Source organism: Roseivirga misakiensis, assembly GCF_001747105.1.
Lineage (GTDB): Bacteria > Bacteroidota > Bacteroidia > Cytophagales > Cyclobacteriaceae > Roseivirga > Roseivirga misakiensis.
Genome location: NZ_MDGQ01000005.1, coordinates 1,713,388 through 1,734,747, shown reverse-complemented (window position 1 = coordinate 1,734,747; position 21,360 = coordinate 1,713,388). Strand labels below are relative to the sequence as shown.

Below are 21,360 nucleotides of genomic sequence, written 5' to 3'. Positions count from 1 at the left end.
CCATGTTAAAAAGTTATCTAAAATCTGCTATTCGAAACCTTTTGAGAAATAAGGCCTATGCTGCTATAAATATTAGCGGTTTAGCCTTAGGAATAGCGGGATGTTTGCTTATAAGCATGTTCGTCAAAGATGAATTGACTTATGATAGTTGGCATGCAAATAAGGCCGATATCTATAGAATTACCACCATTTCTAACTTTCAGGGTCAGGAAAGAGTCATGCATGCGAGCTCATATCCTGAAGCCAAAGCATTTGGCGAAGAAATACCAGAAGTAAAAGCTTTTGCCAGATTAAGAAACGAAGGGGCAACCGTAAATCTGGATGAGGAATATATAGATGAAAAACGATTGACCTTTGCAGAGAAATCGCTATTTGAAATATTCGATTTTGAATTGGTAGATGGTGCTTTTGATAAAGCACTGTCCAATTTGGAGTCTATTGTACTCACGGAGAGTTCTTCGAATAAATACTTTGGAACGTCGAAGTCAGTAGGTAAAACCTTAAGGATTGACGTAGGGAAGGGGTTTGAAGATTTTGTAGTGAGTGCGGTCATCACCGACCACCCATCTAACTCAAGTTTTACATTCGACATGCTCATGTCATGGACCAAGCTAGAAACCATTAAAGACCAATGGTCCATGAATGCTTGGTTTATCACTCCTATATCTTCATTTCTTTTACTCGACGAAAACGCTGATCTCAATAGTGTGCTTGCCAAAATGCGAGAAGTCAGAAACCTGCGCAACCCTGAGAGTGCAGATACTGGAGAAATGGGTAGGGCAAATGACAGTGGATTGCTTCCATTAAAAGATGTACACTTTGAAGGAAGTAATGGCAAAAATGATATCAGCCAATCGTATATCCTCTCAGGTATCGCGGTTCTAATTCTAATAGTGGCGTGCTTCAATTTTGCTAACCTTACATTCGTAAATTCTATTAGAAGAGCCAAAGAGGTCGGGGTAAGAAAAACGATCGGAGCAGGTAAAAAGCAGCTTATTTCACAGTTTCTTTTCGAGGCCACAGTAATTTGCCTCATATCATTTTTGTTGGGTGTTATTCTAGCAGAAATTGCCCTTCCATCTTTCGAAACTATCATAGATAAGGAGTTTAATCGAGGTCTCACCCATGATAAGTCAATATTGCTATTATGCTTCGCGAGTGTCCTTTTTGCATCCTTGTTATCGGTAATTTATCCTTCGTTCTTTTTATCAAAACTAAAAGTTACAAGAGTATTCAAAGGAGGAATAAGCATAGGTGGTAAGCAATTACTCACCAAATCGATGGTCACTTTTCAATTTCTGATTGCCATTGTTTTTGTGATCGTCACAGTTTCGATCAATAAGCAACATTTGTTTCTGGTCAATAAGGATAAAGGTTATAATGATGAGAACCTGATCAAATTGGTAATACCCCAAGATGACTCAAAAGCTATTGCTGAGCGGTTTAAAAACGAGCTATCGAAAAACCCAAATATTACCGCTATTGGCGCTGTAGGTGATTTTTCTGAAGCCATGTTCCTCGAAGATGAGGATGGTCAAAGAATACTCATCCCGATTAGCAATGCCGATCCCGATTATCTGAATACTTTGGAGATAGATTTAGTGGCAGGGAGGGCGTTTACACGTGCTGACCTTATGAAACCAGACGAGAATAATCCATCAATTCCTGTGCTCCTAAATGAGTCATTAGTGAACTCATTAGGATTCGATAACCCTATTGGCAAGACCATCGACGATGATAAATACCGAATAGTGGGGGTAATCAGTGATATCCAGGTCTATTCGGCGAAGTCAAAGATTAATTCTGTAATTCTAAAGGCCGAAAGCCATGTAGGTAACCGATACCTCGTCGATAACATCTATGTTAGGTATCAGGAAGGTAAACTTTCGGATGTCATCCAATCTATCAATGATAGGTGGAGAGAAATACTCCCTTTTTCGCCTACTGCTATCACTTTTATGGATGTTTACAATGAAAGCCTGTATAAAAAAGAGGCGTTGTGGTCCAAGACTTTGAACTATTCATCGATCCTTGCCATAGTAGTAGCCGTGATGGGTCTTTTGGGGCTAGTTAGCTTTTCTGCTACCCAAAGGCGAAAAGAAATTTGTATCAGAAAGGTGCTGGGAGCACCAGTTAGAACACTCCTTTTCATGTTAAACCAAGGGTTTATGCGACTATTAATCTTATCGATAATAATCGCCATACCTATCGCTTATTTTATCATTGAGCGTTTTCTTGAAGACTATGTAAATCGTATTGAAATCACTTTCACACTTTTTGCGATACCAGTCCTAGTAACTTTTTTAATTGCCTGGCTCACAGTGTCTTCAATAACAATTAGGTCCGCCAAAAGAAACCCTATTAATGACCTTCACTATGAATAAGAATCTTAAAAGTGCTGTACGAAATTTAGTCAAGAAGAGATTGTTCTCTCTTGTCAATATTGCCAGTTTAACATTCGGTCTGGTCTGTGCTTTGTTTATTGGGACTTATGTAATTCACGAATTCAGTTTCGATAGACAGATAAATGAACATGAATCCGTTTATCGGGTGACCAATCTTAGGGATAACAACGAAAGAGGAGTTATTATCCAAACTGCCATTAAACCTTATTTAGATACACAAGTAGATCAGGTAGACCAAGCCGCTAGAGTGCAACGTAGCGCACCTAAAGTTTTCAAAGTAGCCGATAAACTCATTAGAGAGCGAAATGGATACTATGCCGACTTTGAGGTACTAGATATTCTTGGCTTCGAGATTGTAGAGGGCAATCAGAATGAAGCGCTAAAAGCAAAAGAATCTATCATTATATCGGAAGCCTTAAGTGAAAAATATTTCTCTAATACCTCTGCCATTGGTCAAGTGATTGAGCTAAATAAACGTAATAGCGATGTGCCATTGAAGCTTACGGTTAGTGGAGTTTTCAAAAATGTACAGCCTAACAACCACTTTAGACCTGAGTATCTCATCAGTATGGATGTTGTGGCAAGTCTTGGCCATAAACCAATTGATCAGGAATGGGGCAATGCAAATTGTTTTACTTACCTGAAGTTAAAAGAAGGCGTCGATCCTGAACAAATTGATACGCGCATAAAGGACCTGGTTGTTGAAAATAGCCCATATGATATGGGAGGGATATATGAATTAAAACTACAGCCACTTGCCGATATTCATATGCAAGACTTTGTGGCTTTTGGAGACATTCCTGGCCAGGTAAGCAAGTCAAATATGTTTATACTTTCTGGTATCGGATTTCTCATCATCCTGCTGGTTTGTATTAACTTTTTCAATATGTCCACAGCCCGATCTTTAGAAAGAGCAAAGGAGATTGGTATTAGAAAGTCGATCGGTGCTTCCAGACGAAATCTGGTTGTTCAGTTTATGACAGAATCGGCTTTACAAGTGTCGATAGGGCTTGTTCTAAGTGTCATACTCGTGGAAGTATTGGACGAATCTATAACTTCATTGACCGGCCTAAACTTTAATGTAAATGCCATGGTCTTGGCTTTTGGTTATTTCAATTTCGCCTGTTTTACACTTGGTTTATGGCTATTCTTAGTCGTTGGATCTGGGTTTTACCCTGCCTTAATTATCTCCAAGTTCAAGCCAGTTGAGTCTTTGAAAGGTAAGATTAACATGGGTAGGTCAAAAGTTGGCCTGAGCAAGATCTTGCTTGTGCTTCAATTTACTATAACCCTATCCATTGGCATCATTGCGCTGATTGTTTACAGTCAAGTGTCATTTATGCAAGTAAAGGATCCTGGTTTTCAGAGAGATACCATGATTTCTGTTGATATTTTCGATCGAGATACTGGTAAGTCATTCTTAAATGAATTAAAGAAAGAACCATTGATCGAATCGATCTCATTCACCGATAGTAATGTCATCAATATCTTTAATTCAAGTACAGGGTATAGCTGGCCAGGCAAGTCTCCTGACGCCACGGTACGCATGTATCACATGAGTATCGATGATCAGTTTATTCCTTCTATGGGTATCGAATTACTAGCCGGTCGAAATCTAGACGATGATTTGTCGACAGATGATAACTCCATCCTCGTCAATCAGGCTGCGGCAAAACTAATGGGAATTGAGTCTTTTGATGAATTGCCAATCATTACAAATGGAAAAGGAGAGTACGAAACAAAACTCAATGTTATAGGCGTGATCAAGAATTTCCAATCGGGAACACTGAGAGATGCGGATAAACCAATTATTCTCCGTAGAAACCAGCAAAGGTTATTCAGAGCATGCATTAAACTTGCTCCAACTAACCAAGATAAAGCTATTGCCAGCATTAATCGAGTTTGGGATTCTTTAATCCCAGATGAACCATTCGAATATGCCGCTATGAATGAAAGTTACGAGCGCATGTTGGCAAAGGATAAAGCCTCGGGAAATACACTACTCTTCTTTACTGTGATCAGTGTGGCTATTTCATTCTTTGGATTATTTGGAATGACGAGCTTAAATATTCAATCCAGAATAAAGGAGCTCGGTATTCGAAAAATACTGGGTGCCCACTACAAAGACATTTTCGGTGCTATTTCAAGAGAGTTTAAATACTCCATGTTATTGGCATTACTGATTGGAGTGCCATTGGCATGGACTTTAGGCAGTCAATGGCTCAACGAATTCACTCATAGAATTGAACTGACCAGTGCTATTCCTATAAAGGTAGCAGTCGGAATGTCCGTGTTAGGGCTTTTAACAGTTTGTTTCTGCATGCTGAAATTTACCCGAAAAAACCCAGTAGACACTTTACGAGAAAATTGATATGTGGACTAACTATTTGAAAATAGCATTAAGACGATTAATCGGTAATAAGCTCTATACCCTAACAAACCTAGTTGGTTTATCTATAGGGTTTGCGGCCGTTCTAATCATCTTCCTATTTGTTCAAAAAGAAAAGTCCTTCGATAAATTTCACGATGGTAATGACCGACTCTACAGATTAATCAGAGTTACAAATTCCGAGAATGCTGATACGCGTTCAGTACGTACTTCAGCAGCAATTTCAACTTTCATAAAAAGCGATTTACCGCAAATTGAGGCAGTCACCAGATATTCCAATGGTGGGGTAGTAACTTACCCAGATTCATTGACTTACAACAAGCAAAATGTCAAACTGAATATAAAACGAGTTGATACCGACTTTTTTAATGTGTTCTCTTTTGGTTTACTACTTGGTGAATACCCAGATTATGAGTTACAGCCGAATAGCACCGTTTTAACAGAGTCGTTAGCCAAAGACATATTTGGATCAACTAAGAAGGCATTAGGAGAAAAAATAAGCATAGGTAAAAGTCAATGGACAATTGTGGGAGTACTCGAAGATGTTCCTACGAATTCATCGATTCAGTTCAACATAGCTTCTTCTTATGTAGAGGCCAATAAACAATTCCCTTTCAAATTCACTGATTGGCGGGTGCCCTCGATTGAAACCGTCTATAAGTTTTCAAAAGGCATAACTGACGAACAAAAAGCTGAAGTACTTAAAAAAATCACTGAAGAACATAACCTTCAGGATAAACAGGGATCGAATATCCAATATGCTAGCCAGGCGGTTAAAGACATCCATTTCGATGTAAAACTTGTGGATGGCGTGGCCAACAAAATAGACCCAAGTTATCTCACCATATTTAGTCTAATTGCTCTGATTGTTTTGATCAGTTCGGTTACTAATTATGCATCCCTAACACTTTCTCAATCGGTAGAAAGAGTTAAGGAAATTGGTATTAGGAAAACTATTGGTGCTGAAAAATGGCAGCTTCTGCTCATTTATTTTGTCGAATCGTTGGTTTTAACAAGCCTGTCTTTTGTTTTAGGGCTGATTATAGTCGAAGCATTGGTTCCTCAGCTAGAATTGTTGCTAGGCAGAAACTTGGGCATTGATTTATTCGGGTCGCCTAGCGTTTTGTTTGGGGCATATTGCGTGGCTATTTTAACGGCATTAATATCTACGGCTTACCCAGCGCTGATCGTCTCTAGTAAGAACCTGACGGATCTTAGGGGTTCGGCAAAACGATCCAGTTTATTCAATAAGTCGTTTTTTATTGACTTGGTCAATGGATTTCAAGTGGCAGTGTTCCTATTCTTAATTTCTGCCACTGTATTTATCAATAAACAGTTTCATTTTATACAAAATGAGAACCTTGGTTTTGACAAAGATCAAGTGGTAGTAGTAAATGTGAATACACGTGAAAGTATCTTTAAAAAAGAGGCCTTAAAGGCTGAATTTGCTAAAAGTCCGTATGTTTCATCACAGAGCTTGGCTACAACATTTCCCTCACAATCACGTGCGGTCTTCTATAATAAGGAATTGGATATTAACTATGCTGAATATCAAGTAGAAGCGGACTACGTAAATGTACTAGACTTAGAACTCATTGAAGGCCGGATGCTTGAAGATATTCCATCTAACAAGGATTATGTTTTGATTAACGAATCTGCGGCCAAGGTCTTTAGTAATGCCAGTGCTATTGGTAAAAAGTTTAATGGAAAAGAAGTGATCGGGATCGTAAAAGACTTTCACTTCGAATCAAAGCAATCGCCTATTCGACCTTTGGCTATTCGACTTTTCGACAATGATGGATTTGGAAATTTATTAGTCAAGTTGAAGGGAGAGAGTCCAAAAGAAGCGCTTGCCGATCTGTTGGATCGATTCGATAAAGTCACGGGCTCAACAAACTTTAAATATTCGTTTTTAGACGAACGCTATGACAGAATGTATAGCAGTGAAATGGTCATTTTGCGTGTTATAGGCATATTTACAAGTGTCGCGTTGCTCATCGCTGTGATGGGAATACTCGGTTCCAGTGCTTACACAGTGAAGCGAAAAATTAAAGAAGTAAGCATTAAAAAAGTACTAGGTGCCAGTTTGCTTGATATTACGAGCTCGATAAATGCTCGAGGGCTTCTGAGAATGATACTCGGTGCGCTGGTTGCTGTGCCTTTGGCTTACTTATGTATCAACAATTGGCTAAATGATTTCGCTTACCATATCGACTTGGAGTTGATAGCTTTTGTACCAATAATAGGCCTTGCAGCACTTGTTATTTTGCCTGCCATGGGTATACATACAACTCGAGCCTTTTTTGCCAACACAATTGATCACTTAAAAGAAGACTAAATTTATGTGGAGAAACTACCTTAAAGTCGCTTTACGCAACATTCGTAAGAATAGAATTTACACGATAACCAATATCATTGGATTGTCTTCGGCTATGATGGGCTTTATCATCGTAGCCTTATATATCAATTATGAGATTTCTTATGACAAATTTCATGATGATGTTGAGGATATAAAGGTTGTCAAATTAAAGTATTCCGATCGATATGGAGGTGGCTTCAATGTTTTTACTCCAGCTGTTTTCGCGGATGCCATTGAAAAGGAAGTACCAAATATTGAGGCCATTACAACCACCTCTACTGGCGTCGCTAATTTAAAAGTCATCAATGATAAAAATGAGTCGATAAGCGAGCCATATTATCAATTTCAAGAGTCGTTTTTCGATGTATTTTCATTCACGGCTGCATACGGTGACTTAGAAGGGGCCTTAAGCGATCCAAAAAGCATAGTCATTTCTAAAGAAACGGCTTTAAAGTATTTCAATGAAACTAATGTTGTTGGCAAGTCTCTAAAAATCGAAAAACAGGGTGAGTTTGTGGTCAAAGCGGTTTTGAATGACTTTCCAGCCAATTCTCAGTTTCAACCACATATAGTCATCCCATTAGTGGCGCGAAACTCAAGACAAGCTTTGCAGTCATGGGATATGAACACCTATTTCATTTACCTAAAAACTTCGAAAGGCGCTAACGAAGATGAAATTAAGGCCCAACTAGAGGCGCTATATGCTAAAAATGTACCTGAAGGCGGGATGTATAAGAGCGAGGTTCAATTAACTCCTTTTGCTGACTCATATTGGGATTGGTCGAGAAGTGGTGCATCCATGAACAACAGAAACAAAGGCCTCGGAGCCAATAAAGATGTCATGTTGATTTGCGGAATTCTAGCCGCTATCCTGATGATCATAGCCCTTACAAATTATGTGAATATGGCTGTGTCTAGAGCCATTCAAAGGGCGAAGGAGGTGGGCATAAGAAAGGTTAATGGTGCTCTGCCAAAACAGTTGATCGCTCAATTTCTGTCCGAGTCAGTTGTATTCTCTTTGATCAGTTTGGTGGTAGCCGTCATAGCATTAGAACTGATAATACCATCAGTTTCAAACCTTATGGGCATAGAAATGAGTATCGACTATTTGAAACCACTTCAAATTGTGATGCTTATTGGTTATGCAGTGCTTTGTGGCCTTTTAGCAGGAATTTATCCAGCATTTTTTCTTTCTCGTTTTGAACCGAGTAGGATATTAAAAACACGCATGATGGGTAACACGAGGAGTAAAACGCTCTTTAGAGTACTGCTTTGGTTTCAGTTTACGCTGTGTGCTTTCTTGATTACTGTCATGTCAATGATGAATGGCCAAATAGACCATTATTTCAATTACGATTTAGGCTTTACAAAGGAGCAAGTTGTCGCTGTACCATTTCCTAACCAGAATGAAGCGGAAGCCGAAAGGTTTCTAAATGCTGTCAATAGTAATTCACTGGTACTCGGAACAACGATCGGGCCTTTACCAGCTGGGGCGGCAGGCGCGAACCATGTCTTTTATGGTGAAAAGTCGGTTCGCTATGCTGAAAGTTTTCAAACGGATGAAACCTTTATCTCTACGCTCGGAATCCATATCACCGCAGGCCGAAATCTAGCCCCAGCGATCTCTACTGATTTTTCTGAAGGCGTAATCATTAATGAATTGCTTGCCAAGAAGCTCGAATTAGAGCAACCTGTCGGGGCTACGGTTCAGTTAGATATTTATGGTCAGGGTAAAGTGAATAAACGTGTCATCGCGGTTATAGAAGATGTCTTCCTCAAAGGACCTTCATCGCCAGTACGGCCACTGACTATTCTGCCTACTAAAAAATTGATATCACCACGGCAAAACTTACTAGTAAAACTAGATAAGGACAATATGAAAGAGGGACTCTCTTCTGTTGAAGCGGCTTTTGCAGGTATTTATAAAGATGAAGTGATGGCCTTTGAGTTTTTGGATGCTGCTTATGCTAAAAACTATCACCGAATACAGCGGTTGACGACAATCATCAGTGGCGTGACTACCTTAATCATAGCCGTATCTCTTTTCGGACTGTTTGCCATGATTGCCTTTAATATTTCATTCCGTATGAGAGAAATTGGTGTTAGAAAAGTACTTGGGGTTTCCTTTTTCGAATTACAATGGACGCTATCCAAACTATATCTAGCGGTCATCACCATAGCTTTGATTTCAGCTATACCAGCTGCCTATTTATTGATGGATAACCTATTAAATGCCTATTTCAACAGACTTCCACTGACATCTAGTCATGGCCTGTACGCTGGTCTGGCCATCTACTTGTTAGCAACCATTACGGTACTAGCCAAAGGCTTGTCGACCCTAAAGCTCAATCCAGTTAACATTCTTAGAAACGATTAAAAATTGCTATGCTCAAGAATTATTTAAAAGTTGCCTACAGGAATATTAAGAACAATAAGCTCTATGCAAGTCTGAATATTTTAGGCTTGGCTATCGGATTAGCGTCGTTTTTTACTATTGCGCTGTTTATTAGTAATGAATTGGCCTATGATCAGTTTCATCCTAAAAAAGATCAGGTCTTTAGAATTATTGAAAACATAAATCGAGATACAGGAATAGAGAAGAGTGGAGGGCTCAATTCTGCTTTAGCACCTGCTGCCGCCGAAGAAATTCCAGAAATTCTAGCGTTTACAAGACTAGAGAATTTCCCGAAAGGAGTGACCATCCCTGGGATTGCCGACTCCACCGATCGTATTGAATCTGCTGGAGTTGATGAGGGCTTCTTTGAATGGTTCGATTTGAAAATTATAGAGGGAAATCCAGAGAAAAAGTTTCAAACACCCAATCATATCTTACTAGCCGCGACAAAAGCACAAGCATATTTTGGGGAGGCAAGGGATGCCTTAGGTCAAATAATAAAGATTAGGAACAATGAATTCATTGTTCAAGCGGTTTTCGAAGATTTACCAAATACCAGTTCTATCAAGGCTGATATGATCGGGAACATAAAATCGATTAATTCATACAGGGGCGAAAGAGGTTTCAATCAATGGAATGCCAGCTATAGCGATCAAAGTTACTTTTTACTCAGTGAAACTGCGGATGTAGCATCAGTCGAAAAGAAGATAGACGATATAATGAATGAAAATAGCTACAAAAACCCTCAAAGGAGTATGTCGCTACAACCTTTGGCAGACATTCATTTTTCGCTGGACGTAAAAGGCCCAGTGAAAGAAAAAACAGATCGGCAATATATCTTCACTTTCACCTTAGTAGCGATTTTTATACTTGTTTGCTCCGTCTTCAATTATGTTAGTTTAGCCCTTTCTCATTCTTTAGAAAGAACAAAAGAGGTTGGCGTAAGGCGGGTCATAGGTGCTCGAAGAAACTCATTATACCAACAGTTTATTTCAGAGTCGATTATCCACGTATTTATCAGTTTCATTTTGGCAACAGTATTAGTCGAATTACTGATGCCTCAATTAGAGTTACTCATCGGACGTCAGTTGGGGAATGGCGTGCTTAGCCAACCATTATTATTGCTCAAAGGACTAGGATTCAGCTTGGTTGTGGCTGTATTATGTGCTCTTTATCCTGCTTATTTAAGTACTAGACTCTCAGTCGTTAAGATTTTTAAAAATGCGAAAGGAGGTTTTTCTCAAAAGAGGTTCATCGGAGTCATCAGTATATTTCAAATCGCCGTTTTTGTGACCTTAATCTGTGTGGCCTTTACAGCCAACAAACAGATGCATTTTATGCGAGAAGAAAACCTTGGCTTCGATAAGGAGTCTCAATTAATCATTAATCGGTTTTCAAGGGCAATGAACCTGAAAAAAGAGTCGCTAAAAAATGACCTATTAAACCTTCCGGGTGTAGTTTCTGCGTCTTACGCTACATCTATACCCTCAAGAACCTTGGGTATGAGCTCCTTCGGAGAGTACGACTTCCAATGGATAAATTTCGATATCGATGAAGACTATTTTGAGACGCTAGGAATGAAACTTCTTGAGGGAAGGAATTTCCTGCCAACAGATACGGAGGATAGCAAAGCGATTATAATTAATGCTACAGCAGCCATGAAACTAGGTTTTGAAGATGGCGCAGTGGGTAAAACTATTGAACGTAACCCAGGCGAAACACTCAGGATCATTGGTGTAGTAGATGATTTTCATATCGCTTCCAAAAAGCAACCGATTGATGCTGCCCTTTTTGAGAAGATAACCGGGTACTCGGCAGTATTAGTACTAAAACTAAGCGAAGCCAGCATAGTGAATTCAGTAGATCAAATTAAGTCCGTTTATCGTGACTTGAGCGGAGGTGAGGAGGCTAATTATATCTTTTTGGAAGATCAAATCAATTCCCAATACAAACAAGAAAGCGTAATGATCACCATGATTAATACATTCATGCTGATAGCCGCAATAGTTGCTTTTATTGGGTTGTTTGGCATTGCAGGTTATTCTACAAAGCGTCGCGCAAAGGAGATGGGAATAAGAAAAGTGCTGGGCGCAGGCTTTGTATCAATACAGAAGACGCTCAATAGAGCAAGTTTTGGCAGACTATTCTTGGCCATTGGTATTAGTGTGCCATTAGTCATCTATTGGATGGATAATTGGCTCAGCTCATTCGCATATAGAATCGAAATGCCCTTTGCTATTATCGTCGCGGCGATTCTGATCGCCTCCGTAATCATGCTATTAACAGTTTCATTCCATAGCATCAAAGCCTATTTCATCAATCCAGTTGAAATCCTAAAAGACGAATAAGGAGAAATTATGCTCAGAAACTATATAAAAATTGCTTTCAGGAATACGCTCAAGAATAAACTCTATACTGGGTTAAATATTTTGGGTATATCAATTGGATTAGCCTCCTTTTTTATCATTTACTTATTCATAGAAAATGAGTTGGCCTATGATCAATTCCATGATAAAAAGGACCGAATCTATCGGTTAGTGAAACATGAAGCGAATGGTGATGTATTGAGCAAAAGTAGTACATCCACGGCTGCATTGGCTCCTTTGGCCGCAGAACGAACACCTGAAATTGAAGCATATTCTCGTATCACGAAGAAATTCCGCTTTTTCAATTTTGAAGGCTTACAAGATTCCGTCCAACGCGTCGATTATTACGATGTTGATGAGTCATTTCTAGACATTTTCGATCTTGAGTATCATGCTGATAGAAAACCTGTTTTTCCAGATGCTCCTTCATCCATTTTAATCAGCGAATCAAAAGCGATCGCATATTACGGTTCATTGGATATTGTCGGTAAAACGATGAAGACATCGCGAGAGCAATATATCATTTCAGGTATTTTCAAAGACATACCGGAAACATCGTCTATTAAGTCAGATGTTTTCCTTTTAATTCACGATCCCGATAGCTACCGAGGTGGCAAATGGTGGAATGTTGATCTGCAAACTCAGTCTTATTTTCTACTTTCTGAAGGAGCCGACATTGAGACGGTTGAGAACAAATTGACTACAGCTTACCTAGAGAATCGGGCTGTAGAGAATATCGATTTCAGGCTTCAGGCCCTTTCAGAGGTTCATTTCTCCTTAGATGTAGATGGCCCCATTTTAGAGAAAACAGATCAGCGTTATGTACTGATATTTAGCCTTGTAGCAATTTTCATCTTGGCTTGCGCAGTTTTTAATTATGTCAGTCTGGCACTGTCGCAATCGCTAGAGCGGGTCAGAGAAATTGGTGTAAGAAAGGTTGTTGGTGCTAGGCGTTATGCACTCTACATTCAATTTACAGTAGAATCAATTTTACACATATTGATCAGTTTTGTATTGTCCATCGTTTTAATCGAAGTGCTTATGCCAAGGCTTGAAGTTTTGGTGGATAGAGAGCTGGATATCAGAGTATTTACTTCTGAAATACTAGTATTGAAAGGGTTGGGTTTTAGTCTGTTAATTGGCGTTATAGCGTCAGCTTATCCTGCCTTTGCTAGTGCAAAGAGTAGAGTAGTTTCGCTTCTGAAAGGTGGGTTTTCCTCGCCAGTGGCAAAGCGTTTTATAGATGTTGTCACGGTGTTCCAAATTATCGTTTTTATCGGTTTAGTCTGTTTGGCAGTAACTGCAAATCGTCAAATGCACTTTATGCGAAACGAGAACCTGGGTTTTGACCAAGATCAACTACTAGTGCTTCCGCAAATTAACTATCGAATGGAAAGTGTTCTCAAAAATGAGGTTCAGAATATTAGTGGTGTCAAGTCCGTAAGCCACACGGCAACACTTCCTACAAAACCGGGAAATATTACGCGTTTGACGAATTCAGGCCCCAGATATTTCATGTTCGATGTAGACGAGGATTATCTAGAAACAATGGGTATGACTTTAGTCGAAGGACGAAATTTTAATCTGCAAGACATAGAAACATCTTCTGTTGTAATGGTCAATGAGACCGCGGCTAAGGAACTCGGTGTAGACGAGAGCGTCTTGGGTAAAAATATACCCTTTGGAAGGGATAGCATGCTTTATTTTAAAGGTGGTGATAAGCGGATCATTGGTGTAGTCAAAGATTTTCACTTTGCCTCAAAAAGAGACAAGGTAGAACCAGTAATCTTTCATCCGATTGAGGTTGATGCACATCTAGTGGTCAAACTTTCTTCAAAAGAATTGACCAAGACAGTAACTGCATTAGTCGATGCCTATAAAAAGGTGAATGACGGGAGAGAACCGAAATACTACTTCCTAGACGAAGAGGTAGAGGCCCAATACAAGCAAGAACAAGTTATGATATCCATGGTCAACACATTTATGGTGGTGGCATCACTAGTGGCATTTATAGGATTGTTTGGCCTAGCGGGCTATTCGACAAAGAGAAGGACTAAGGAAGTGGGGATTAGAAAAGTATTAGGAGCGGGTTTTATGGCCATTCAAAGCACACTAAATAGTGTGAATTTGATGCGAATGCTTTTGGCCATCTCCATTAGTGTTCCTTTAGTAGTTTATTGGATGAATAGCTGGTTGAATGAATTTGCGTATCGTATACAAATACCCTATGCCTTCATATTCTTGGCTGTCATCATTGCGGCGATTATCCTATTATTAGTCGCGTCATTTCATAGTGTCAAAGTTTATTTATTGAATCCAGTGGAAGTTTTAAAAGACGAGTGATATGTTCAAGAATTACCTAAAAGTATCTTTTCGAAACCTATTAAGAAATAAGCTTTTTACCCTGCTTAATTTGTTGGGCCTTTCTGTTGGGTTGGCTTCTTTTTTTGTGATTTACTTGTTTGTTCAAAATGAATTGAGTTTTGACACGTACCATAAAAATTCAGATCGAATCTTTCGGATTACTGAATGGAAAGAAGACGGACACGGACATCATGATGGTGGACTCACAGCAGCTTTGGCAGTGCCGTTAGCTGAAAATTTTCCAGAAATTGAAGCGTATACGAGAATCGAGTTATGGAATAAAACTGTGGTTTTTCAATCACTCAACGATTCGTCAGCCACATTTAAGAACTTATCCGTTGATCCAGGGTTTTTTGATGTTTTTGATATAACAGTCGTAGATGGCAAAAAACCAGATTTTATAAATGAGCCAAACACCGCGTTGATCTCCCAACGAATGGCAACCAGGTTCTTCAATAATCAAGCGGTAGGTGAAATCATTTCTGTTCGGAAAGTGCCGTTTACCATTGTAGGCATTTATCAGGATTTACCCGCAAATAGTAGTCTTCAAGGAGATTTCATTTTTGACATCGAAGGCGTAAACCAATGGAGGAAATCGTCATTTACTAACTATTTTGAGGGATATGGCGATCAAACCTACCTATTACTGAAAGACACGGAGAACACCGAAAGTCTTACGGCTCGCATAGAGACTTTTTTTAATAATCAGTACGACATTTCGGTAAAAAGCTTGATTGGTCTCCAGCCGATCGCGGATATTCACTTTAATAGTGAAATCGAGGATGATCTTGGCCAAAAAACGGATCGTCAATACATTTATATCTTCTCAAGTGTCGCATTATTCATCTTAGTTTGCTCTTTTTTTAATTATGTGAGCATGTCAGTGGCCCAATCCTTTGAGCGCACGAAAGAGATCGGTATTCGTAAGGTGTTAGGGGCAAATAGGCAATCGGTATACAAGCAATTTCTCCTAGAATCATTAATTCTCATTATTGTTGCTACAATAGTTAGCTTGGTGCTTGTAGAGGTATTGGTACCCGAGTTAGAGACATTGATTAACCGTGAGCTGGATACTTCAATTACTAACTCCGTAATGCTTTGGGCTAAAGCCTTTGGGTTTATTCTCCTTGCCATGATAGCTTCAGCAGCTTACCCCGCATTAATTAGTGGAAAGTCACAAATTTCTACTTCACTCAGAAACTCCAATAGTCAAAGTAAGCATCTCTGGCTTAGAGGGTTCAGTATTTTCCAGATTGTAATATTCATGACGCTCACCTCTATAGTTTTTGTGTCTCAAAAGCAGTTGAAGTTCATGCAAAATGAGAATCTAGGGTTTGATAAGGATAACCAAATGATTATTCCCGCTTTCAAGACTAAAATAACCAAGTACGCAGATGTATTGAAAAATGACTTCCTGAAAATACCAGGTGTAGCGTCTGTGACTCGTGCTAGGAGTATACCAGGAAATGTTTTCGGTACGATGAGTATCAACGGTTTTGATGACGTCGAGCTTTATAACTTCCCGATCGGCATAGACTATTTCAAAACTATGGGCATGGATATAGTCGAGGGAAGAGGTTTTAAGGAAGGCGATGTGGGACTTAATAGAATCTTATTGAATGAATCTGCAGTGAGGTCACTTGGACTTGGGGAAGATGTAATCGGCAAAGTGATAAAAACTTTCAATCGAGAGTTCACCGTGATTGGAGTTGCTTCAGATTTTCATGCCATGTCAAAGAAAGAGCCTATTAAACCAATCATGTTTAATCAGATTGGCATAAATCAGGGATCTATGATTGTAAAAATCTCTAACAATAATTTTTTAGAGACTACTGAGGCTATCAAGTCTCAATATGAAGCCGTTACTGGTGAAACATTGACTTTTTCCTTTTTGGAGGAGAAGGTTGGAGCGCTATACCAGCAAGAAATGGTTATTATGAAAATGATTCAGGCAGGCACGCTCATGGCGGCTATAGTTGCTTGTTTAGGCCTGTTTGGAATGGCAGGTTATGCAACTAAAAGGCGACTCAAGGAAATGGGAATTCGAAAAGTACTAGGAGCAAGTTTCATTGATATTCAAAGCGTGCTCAACTATAGTAATCTTTTAAATCTCGCGTTGGCAGCGTTAGTGGCAATTCCTCTAATTTATTTAAGTGCCAATGATTGGTTAGACTCATTTGCTTACCGTATAGATTTTCCAATTGTCCTAGTTCTAGTAACCTTAATTATAGTGGGCGTAGTCACATTGTCAACGGCTATTTTTCATAGTATGAAGGCCTATTTGGTCAATCCAGTTGAGATTTTGAAAGACGAATAAGATGATATTATCAAAGCACTATTTCAGTTCTGCATTTACAAATTTTAAGAGTAATAAGTGGTATACCAGTCTTATGGTGTTGTCCTTAGCGGCGGGCATGTTTTGCTTTATTCTAGCCTCATCTTACATAAGTTTTGAATACACTAGGAATAGTAGCCATACGAATGCGGATCGCGTTTTTCTAATCAGTCTGGGAAAAGGAAACCCCAAGATTGGTGAGTCATTGACGGCTGATTTCGCGGAAAGACTCCAGACTATCAATCCAAATATTGAGGCGGTCAATGTGATGGACAGTGATGGTAGTTTCTATTTAAGCGCCAATGGAAAAGATTACATAGAGGAGGAACAAGCATTTTTTTCCAATAGTGAACTGTTCGATGTTTTTACCTTCCCACTCAAATATGGTGATCCGAAAACTGCCCTCTACGGTAGTAGAAAGGTGGTCATTTCAAATCAAATTGCAGAAACACTGTTTGAAGGGGTTAACCCAATTGGCAAAGAGTTGATCGTCCATGAAAAGGGAACTTACCTTATTTCGGGTGTTTTGGAAAAGGGGAGCGATAAATCGCTGATCAACCCAAAACTAATATTCCCAAGACCTCAAATTCCTGAAGAATATAAAGAGGAAGCGGGCAGTTTTGAAGTGGGCATGACGCACATTAAGATAGCAGAAGGTGCAGATATAGCCGATGTTAAAGCATCAATATTCAGTGATTATCAGAGTGTTTATAAGAATGAAAGCATCAAGGAGGTTTTGGCTGAATCTTTGACAGATACTTATTGGGGATACTCGCATAATAACTATGGTCGCGATCATTATTCGTTAACTGGAGCGAATAAAAGTATGATTAAGACAATTGGTTACATTTCAATTGGCATTCTAGTATGCTCATTTGTCGGCTACTTATCTCTTTCTTTAGGGTTATCTGTAAAACGTGCCAAAGAAATAGGGATTAGGAAAGTAAATGGCGCGAGAAAATCGGATATCAAACTACAATTACTTAGCGAATCGATTTTCTACTCCTTGTTATCGTTGGCAATTGTTTTAGTGTCTCTAGAATTATTTGGGAGCTATTTTTCAGCGCTATTTGGAATTCCTATTGGGCTGTCATATAACAGCCCTTTGGTAGTCGGTGGTATGGTCATTTTTGCTGTTTCAACCGGTTTACTGGCAGGTATTTATCCTGCTTTTGTGGTTTCAAGATTAAATCCGGTAAAAGTTCTGTCTGGTTATAATAGTCGCTCTGGGGCTGGTTTCAGACTAAAGCAAGGCTTGTTGCTTTTACAGTTTGTTATGACGATTACGCTGGTCTTTTTCGTGTATAGTCAGAACATGCAGGTGAAAAAGATGCAGCAGTTCGATTTTGGTTATGAAAAAAATGGGATTGTGGCGTTTCAGTTACTTCGCAATAAAAACCTCATTAATAACTTCGAATCTGTACTCGATGAAATAAAAAATATTCCAGGTGTTAATGAAATTTCTGGCGGACCATTTCCTTTTTCATACAATGGATTTTCAAGCTATCAGTACGATAGAGGTGATTCTCTAATTCGAAATTCGGTTTCTAAGGTGTTGGTGGAGGATAACTTCTTCGAAGTCATGCAAGTGAAATTGTCATCTGGTAGCTCTTTTTCTAATAGTAATGTCCCTTCAAGCCAAGCATGCTTAATAAACGGGCCTTTTGCGAAGGCACTAGGTGGTGATGTCGTGGGAACGGTCCTCAATGTGAGAGGACAACCATTCACGATCATTGGTGTAGTCGATAATTATGTCGATTTGGGTATTAATCATCTCGGTGTCGACCCAAGGCTTTTTTTAGTGACAAATAAACCAAGTTATCATAGTCTATTAATTGATCATGATACCGAAACCACAGCTAATTTGATCGCTCGATTAGAAGGTATTTGGCGAACTTATGAGCCAGTAATTCCTCCGAGCGTTAGCTCTCTTTTGGACAACAAGGACCCAGCAACAAGTAGTTTTCAGGATAAAACAGCTCTTTTTACATTTTTAGCCACTGTTTTACTAACCCTGTCGTTGTTTAATCTGCTTGGTGTGTCTGTAAGTCATGCAACTGATCAAATAAAGAATATCAGTATCCGAAGAGTGTTGGGAGCAGAGACATTTTCACTCTTTCTCAAGCTGCTAAGTCCATTTTTCAAAGTACTAGGAATCGGGATTGGCTTGGCTATGCCATTGGCGTATTGGTTTACAAATCAATATTTAGCTGATTACAAGGTAAGAATAGAACTAACACCAGCTTATGGTATTGCAGTAGCCGTTTTGATGGCTGTAATTCTGTTTTTTATGATCGGTTATCAACTGTTTAGAATTAGTCGCATTAACCCCGTAGAAACTTTAAAAGAGCAGTAATGAAATTATCGCTTCATTATCTTCAGTGCACATTTAAAAACTTCAAGCGAAACAAGCTATATAGTGTTTTAATGATCTTTTCGCTTGCAGCAGGGATGTTCTGTTTTCTGTTGGCAGCGATCTATATGAAGTATGAGTTTTCACGAAATTCAAATCATAAAGATGCAGATAAAATTTACCAGCTTTCTCTCAATTTTGGTGAGGAGGGAAGACATATTTATATGCCGATCGACTTTGCCGAAAAGTTAACCGAGTGGAACCCTAATATTGAAGCTGTCAGTACTTTAGATAGAGGTAAGGAAGAGTATCTAAGTGTTGATAATGAGTCTTACATCAAAGTAGACTTGGCATTATACGGAGAGCCAGGATTTTTTGAGGTTTTTACGTTTCCTCTTCTGTATGGATATGAGAAAACCGCACTGTCGAATACAAAAGATGTTATTATTTCTTCTAGGCTAGCGGAATTGCTTTACCCTAAAGTGAACCCTGTTGGAAAAAGTCTCCTTGTTCATAAAAAAGGCACTTTTCAGATAGCAGGTGTATTGGCACCGGTCTCGAATCAATCATTACTCAAGCCAGAGCTTATATTCTCCAAAGAACAGCGATACTTAGAAAGGCCAAGAACTCTGAAGTCAAATGTGTTCTTTACGCATATTCGATTAAAAGAGCCAGAGAATGTGGTCGATTTAGAGAATGCTCTTTATACCGAGTATAAAAGGCTTTATGATAGAGAGGATGTTACTGGTGTTTATGCCGAAAACTTATTAGATGCTTATTGGGGTTATTCACATTATGATTATGGTGCGCAGTATAGTGCTTTGATTGAGAACGATAAGGCCATGATTAAGAATGTAGGTTATGTGGCTTTTGCTGTGCTTAGTTGTGCCTTAATTGGGTATTTGTCGATGGCACTGAGTCTTTCTTTAAAGCGAACTAAAGAAATTGGCGTTAGGAAAGTTAATGGAGCAAATAAAAGTGACATCAAAAAACAATTACTATTAGAATCAATCGCCTATGCCTACTTGGCATTGTTAATCACACTTATCGGTCTGGAGTTATCATCAGACTATTTTTCAAACCTCTTTCAAGTTCCAATTAACGTTGATTTAACGAATTTGGAGTTTATAATTCCAGTTCTAGGATTTACACTTTTAGCTGGGGTTCTTGCAGGCGTTTATCCAGCATTTATCGTATCAAGACTAAATCCAGTAGCAATACTTTCAGGGTTAAGAGCCCCTGTAGTAGGAGGTTTTACATTAAAAAGAATGTTGCTCATTGGACAATTCGCTATTACCTCAATATTGGTGTTTGGCGTGTTGATTCAACGTTTACAAGTTCAAGAGTTAACCAGTTTTGATATTGGTCTTAACAAACAAAGCCTGCTTAGTTTTGCCATTGACAATGAACCAATGCAGCAAAATTATCAATCCGTTTTGGCGGATATTGAGAGTATTGATGAGATTGAGCAAATATCTGGAGGCCCCTTTCCTTATAATTTCGACGGTTTTTCTTCTTTACGTTTTGTTAACGGCGATACTTTGATTGAAGAAAGTTTGGCAAGAGTGTACGTCGCCGATAATTTCTTTGAAACACTAGATGTTACATTGGTATCAGGAATTGACTTTAACCCTTCTAATAACATTCCTATTGATAAGTCGTGCGTCGTGAACGAGACGACAGTTAAAAGCATACCAGGTCTTGAGTTAGGGTCTCGGATAGAATTGGACGGGAACCCTTTGACGATCATTGGAATTGCCAAGGATTATTCCGATTGGGGGGTAAGTAGTCCTGAAGCAGAACCACGCGTATTCTTGACAAATAGCGGAATACCGAAATTCGGAAGTTTCCTACTGAAGACTGAGAAAGGAAGCGAAGCAAAAGTAATGGCTGACTTACAAAATGTTTGGAGAAAGTATGATAGTGTTACAAGCCCTTTAATTCAAGATTTAGGAGCAGAAGAAGATGAAACGATAATAGACCTCAAAAAGGTTTCGCAACTCTATGGGTTTCTGGCGGTGGCTGTACTTATATTGTCTCTTTTGAATCTTTTAGGTGTGACGATCGCTTTCGGTGATGCTCAGCGTAAATCTATCAGCATTCGGAAAGTATTAGGCGCAAAAACAATAGGGCTCTTTAACCAATTGGCATCACCCTTTATTTCAGCATTGCTTTTAGGGCTACTCGTAGGATTACCAATTGCATATTGGTTAATGAAGTCTTATCTAAATGAATTTGCCATTAGAATGGAAATGAACTTGTGGCATGGCCTGGCAATATCTTCAGCATTGATGGTGATCATATTTTTGGTTATTGCCCGACAAGTTCTTCAAGTTAGTCGCATTAACCCCGTAGAAACTTTAAAAGAGCAATAGTCGACTTGTTTTTAAGCGC

General features: G+C 39.1%; 9 protein-coding genes. All 9 read left to right on the top strand.

Features of this window, described 5'->3' with window-relative positions; genetic code table 11:
* Nucleotides 1-2: 2 nt before the first annotated feature.
* Genes BFP71_RS15070 through BFP71_RS15030 form a run of 9 tightly spaced genes read left to right on the top strand, consistent with a single transcriptional unit; the run spans nt 3 to nt 21,341 of the window.
* The gene (locus BFP71_RS15070) at nt 3-2,384 is read left to right on the top strand and encodes an ABC transporter permease (RefSeq protein WP_069836270.1); all 2,382 of its coding nucleotides are present in this window, start codon (nt 3-5) and stop codon (nt 2,382-2,384) included.
* The gene (locus BFP71_RS15065) at nt 2,377-4,776 is read left to right on the top strand and encodes an ABC transporter permease (RefSeq protein ID WP_176723374.1); all 2,400 of its coding nucleotides are present in this window, start codon (nt 2,377-2,379) and stop codon (nt 4,774-4,776) included. Before BFP71_RS15070 ends, BFP71_RS15065 begins: the two co-directional genes overlap by 8 nt.
* A 1-nt stretch (nt 4,777) precedes the next feature.
* Nucleotides 4,778-7,132, top strand: coding sequence for an ABC transporter permease (locus tag BFP71_RS15060; protein WP_069836268.1), 2,355 nt, complete (start codon nt 4,778-4,780; stop codon nt 7,130-7,132).
* 4 nt (nt 7,133-7,136) lie between these two features.
* Nucleotides 7,137-9,530: an ABC transporter permease gene (locus BFP71_RS15055; protein WP_069836267.1), complete on the top strand. Its 2,394-nt coding sequence runs from the start codon at nt 7,137-7,139 to the stop codon at nt 9,528-9,530.
* 8 nt (nt 9,531-9,538) lie between these two features.
* Nucleotides 9,539-11,896 (top strand): ABC transporter permease, encoded by a 2,358-nt coding sequence (locus tag BFP71_RS15050; protein ID WP_069836266.1) that lies wholly within the window; start codon nt 9,539-9,541, stop codon nt 11,894-11,896.
* 9 nt (nt 11,897-11,905) lie between these two features.
* Entirely contained in the window at nt 11,906-14,257 is a 2,352-nt protein-coding gene (locus BFP71_RS15045) for an ABC transporter permease (protein ID WP_069836265.1), read from the top strand.
* 1 nt (nt 14,258) lies between these two features.
* Nucleotides 14,259-16,595, top strand: coding sequence for an ABC transporter permease (locus BFP71_RS15040; protein ID WP_069836264.1), 2,337 nt, complete (start codon nt 14,259-14,261; stop codon nt 16,593-16,595).
* A 1-nt stretch (nt 16,596) separates the two neighbouring features.
* Nucleotides 16,597-18,969 carry an ABC transporter permease gene (locus tag BFP71_RS15035; RefSeq protein ID WP_069836263.1) on the top strand — a complete coding sequence of 791 codons (2,373 nt, stop codon included), beginning with the start codon at nt 16,597-16,599 and terminating at the stop codon, nt 18,967-18,969.
* Nucleotides 18,969-21,341, top strand: a complete 2,373-nt coding sequence (locus tag BFP71_RS15030) for an ABC transporter permease (protein ID WP_069836262.1) — start codon at nt 18,969-18,971, stop codon at nt 21,339-21,341. The genes BFP71_RS15035 and BFP71_RS15030 overlap by 1 nt, the downstream gene beginning before the upstream one ends.
* Nucleotides 21,342-21,360: the final 19 nt, after the last annotated feature.

Bases quoted from the DNA above. Each gene is read 5' to 3' on its own strand.
- BFP71_RS15055 (WP_069836267.1), top strand. From the start codon at position 7,137: ATGTGGAGAAACTACCTTAAAGTCGCTTTACGCAACATTCGTAAGAAT.
- BFP71_RS15060 (WP_069836268.1), top strand. From the start codon at position 4,778: ATGTGGACTAACTATTTGAAAATAGCATTAAGACGATTAATCGGTAAT.
- BFP71_RS15050 (WP_069836266.1), top strand. From the start codon at position 9,539: ATGCTCAAGAATTATTTAAAAGTTGCCTACAGGAATATTAAGAACAAT.
- BFP71_RS15040 (WP_069836264.1), top strand. From the start codon at position 14,259: ATGTTCAAGAATTACCTAAAAGTATCTTTTCGAAACCTATTAAGAAAT.
- BFP71_RS15045 (WP_069836265.1), top strand. From the start codon at position 11,906: ATGCTCAGAAACTATATAAAAATTGCTTTCAGGAATACGCTCAAGAAT.
- BFP71_RS15065 (WP_176723374.1), top strand. From the start codon at position 2,377: ATGAATAAGAATCTTAAAAGTGCTGTACGAAATTTAGTCAAGAAGAGA.
- BFP71_RS15035 (WP_069836263.1), top strand. From the start codon at position 16,597: ATGATATTATCAAAGCACTATTTCAGTTCTGCATTTACAAATTTTAAG.
- BFP71_RS15070 (WP_069836270.1), top strand. From the start codon at position 3: ATGTTAAAAAGTTATCTAAAATCTGCTATTCGAAACCTTTTGAGAAAT.
- BFP71_RS15030 (WP_069836262.1), top strand. From the start codon at position 18,969: ATGAAATTATCGCTTCATTATCTTCAGTGCACATTTAAAAACTTCAAG.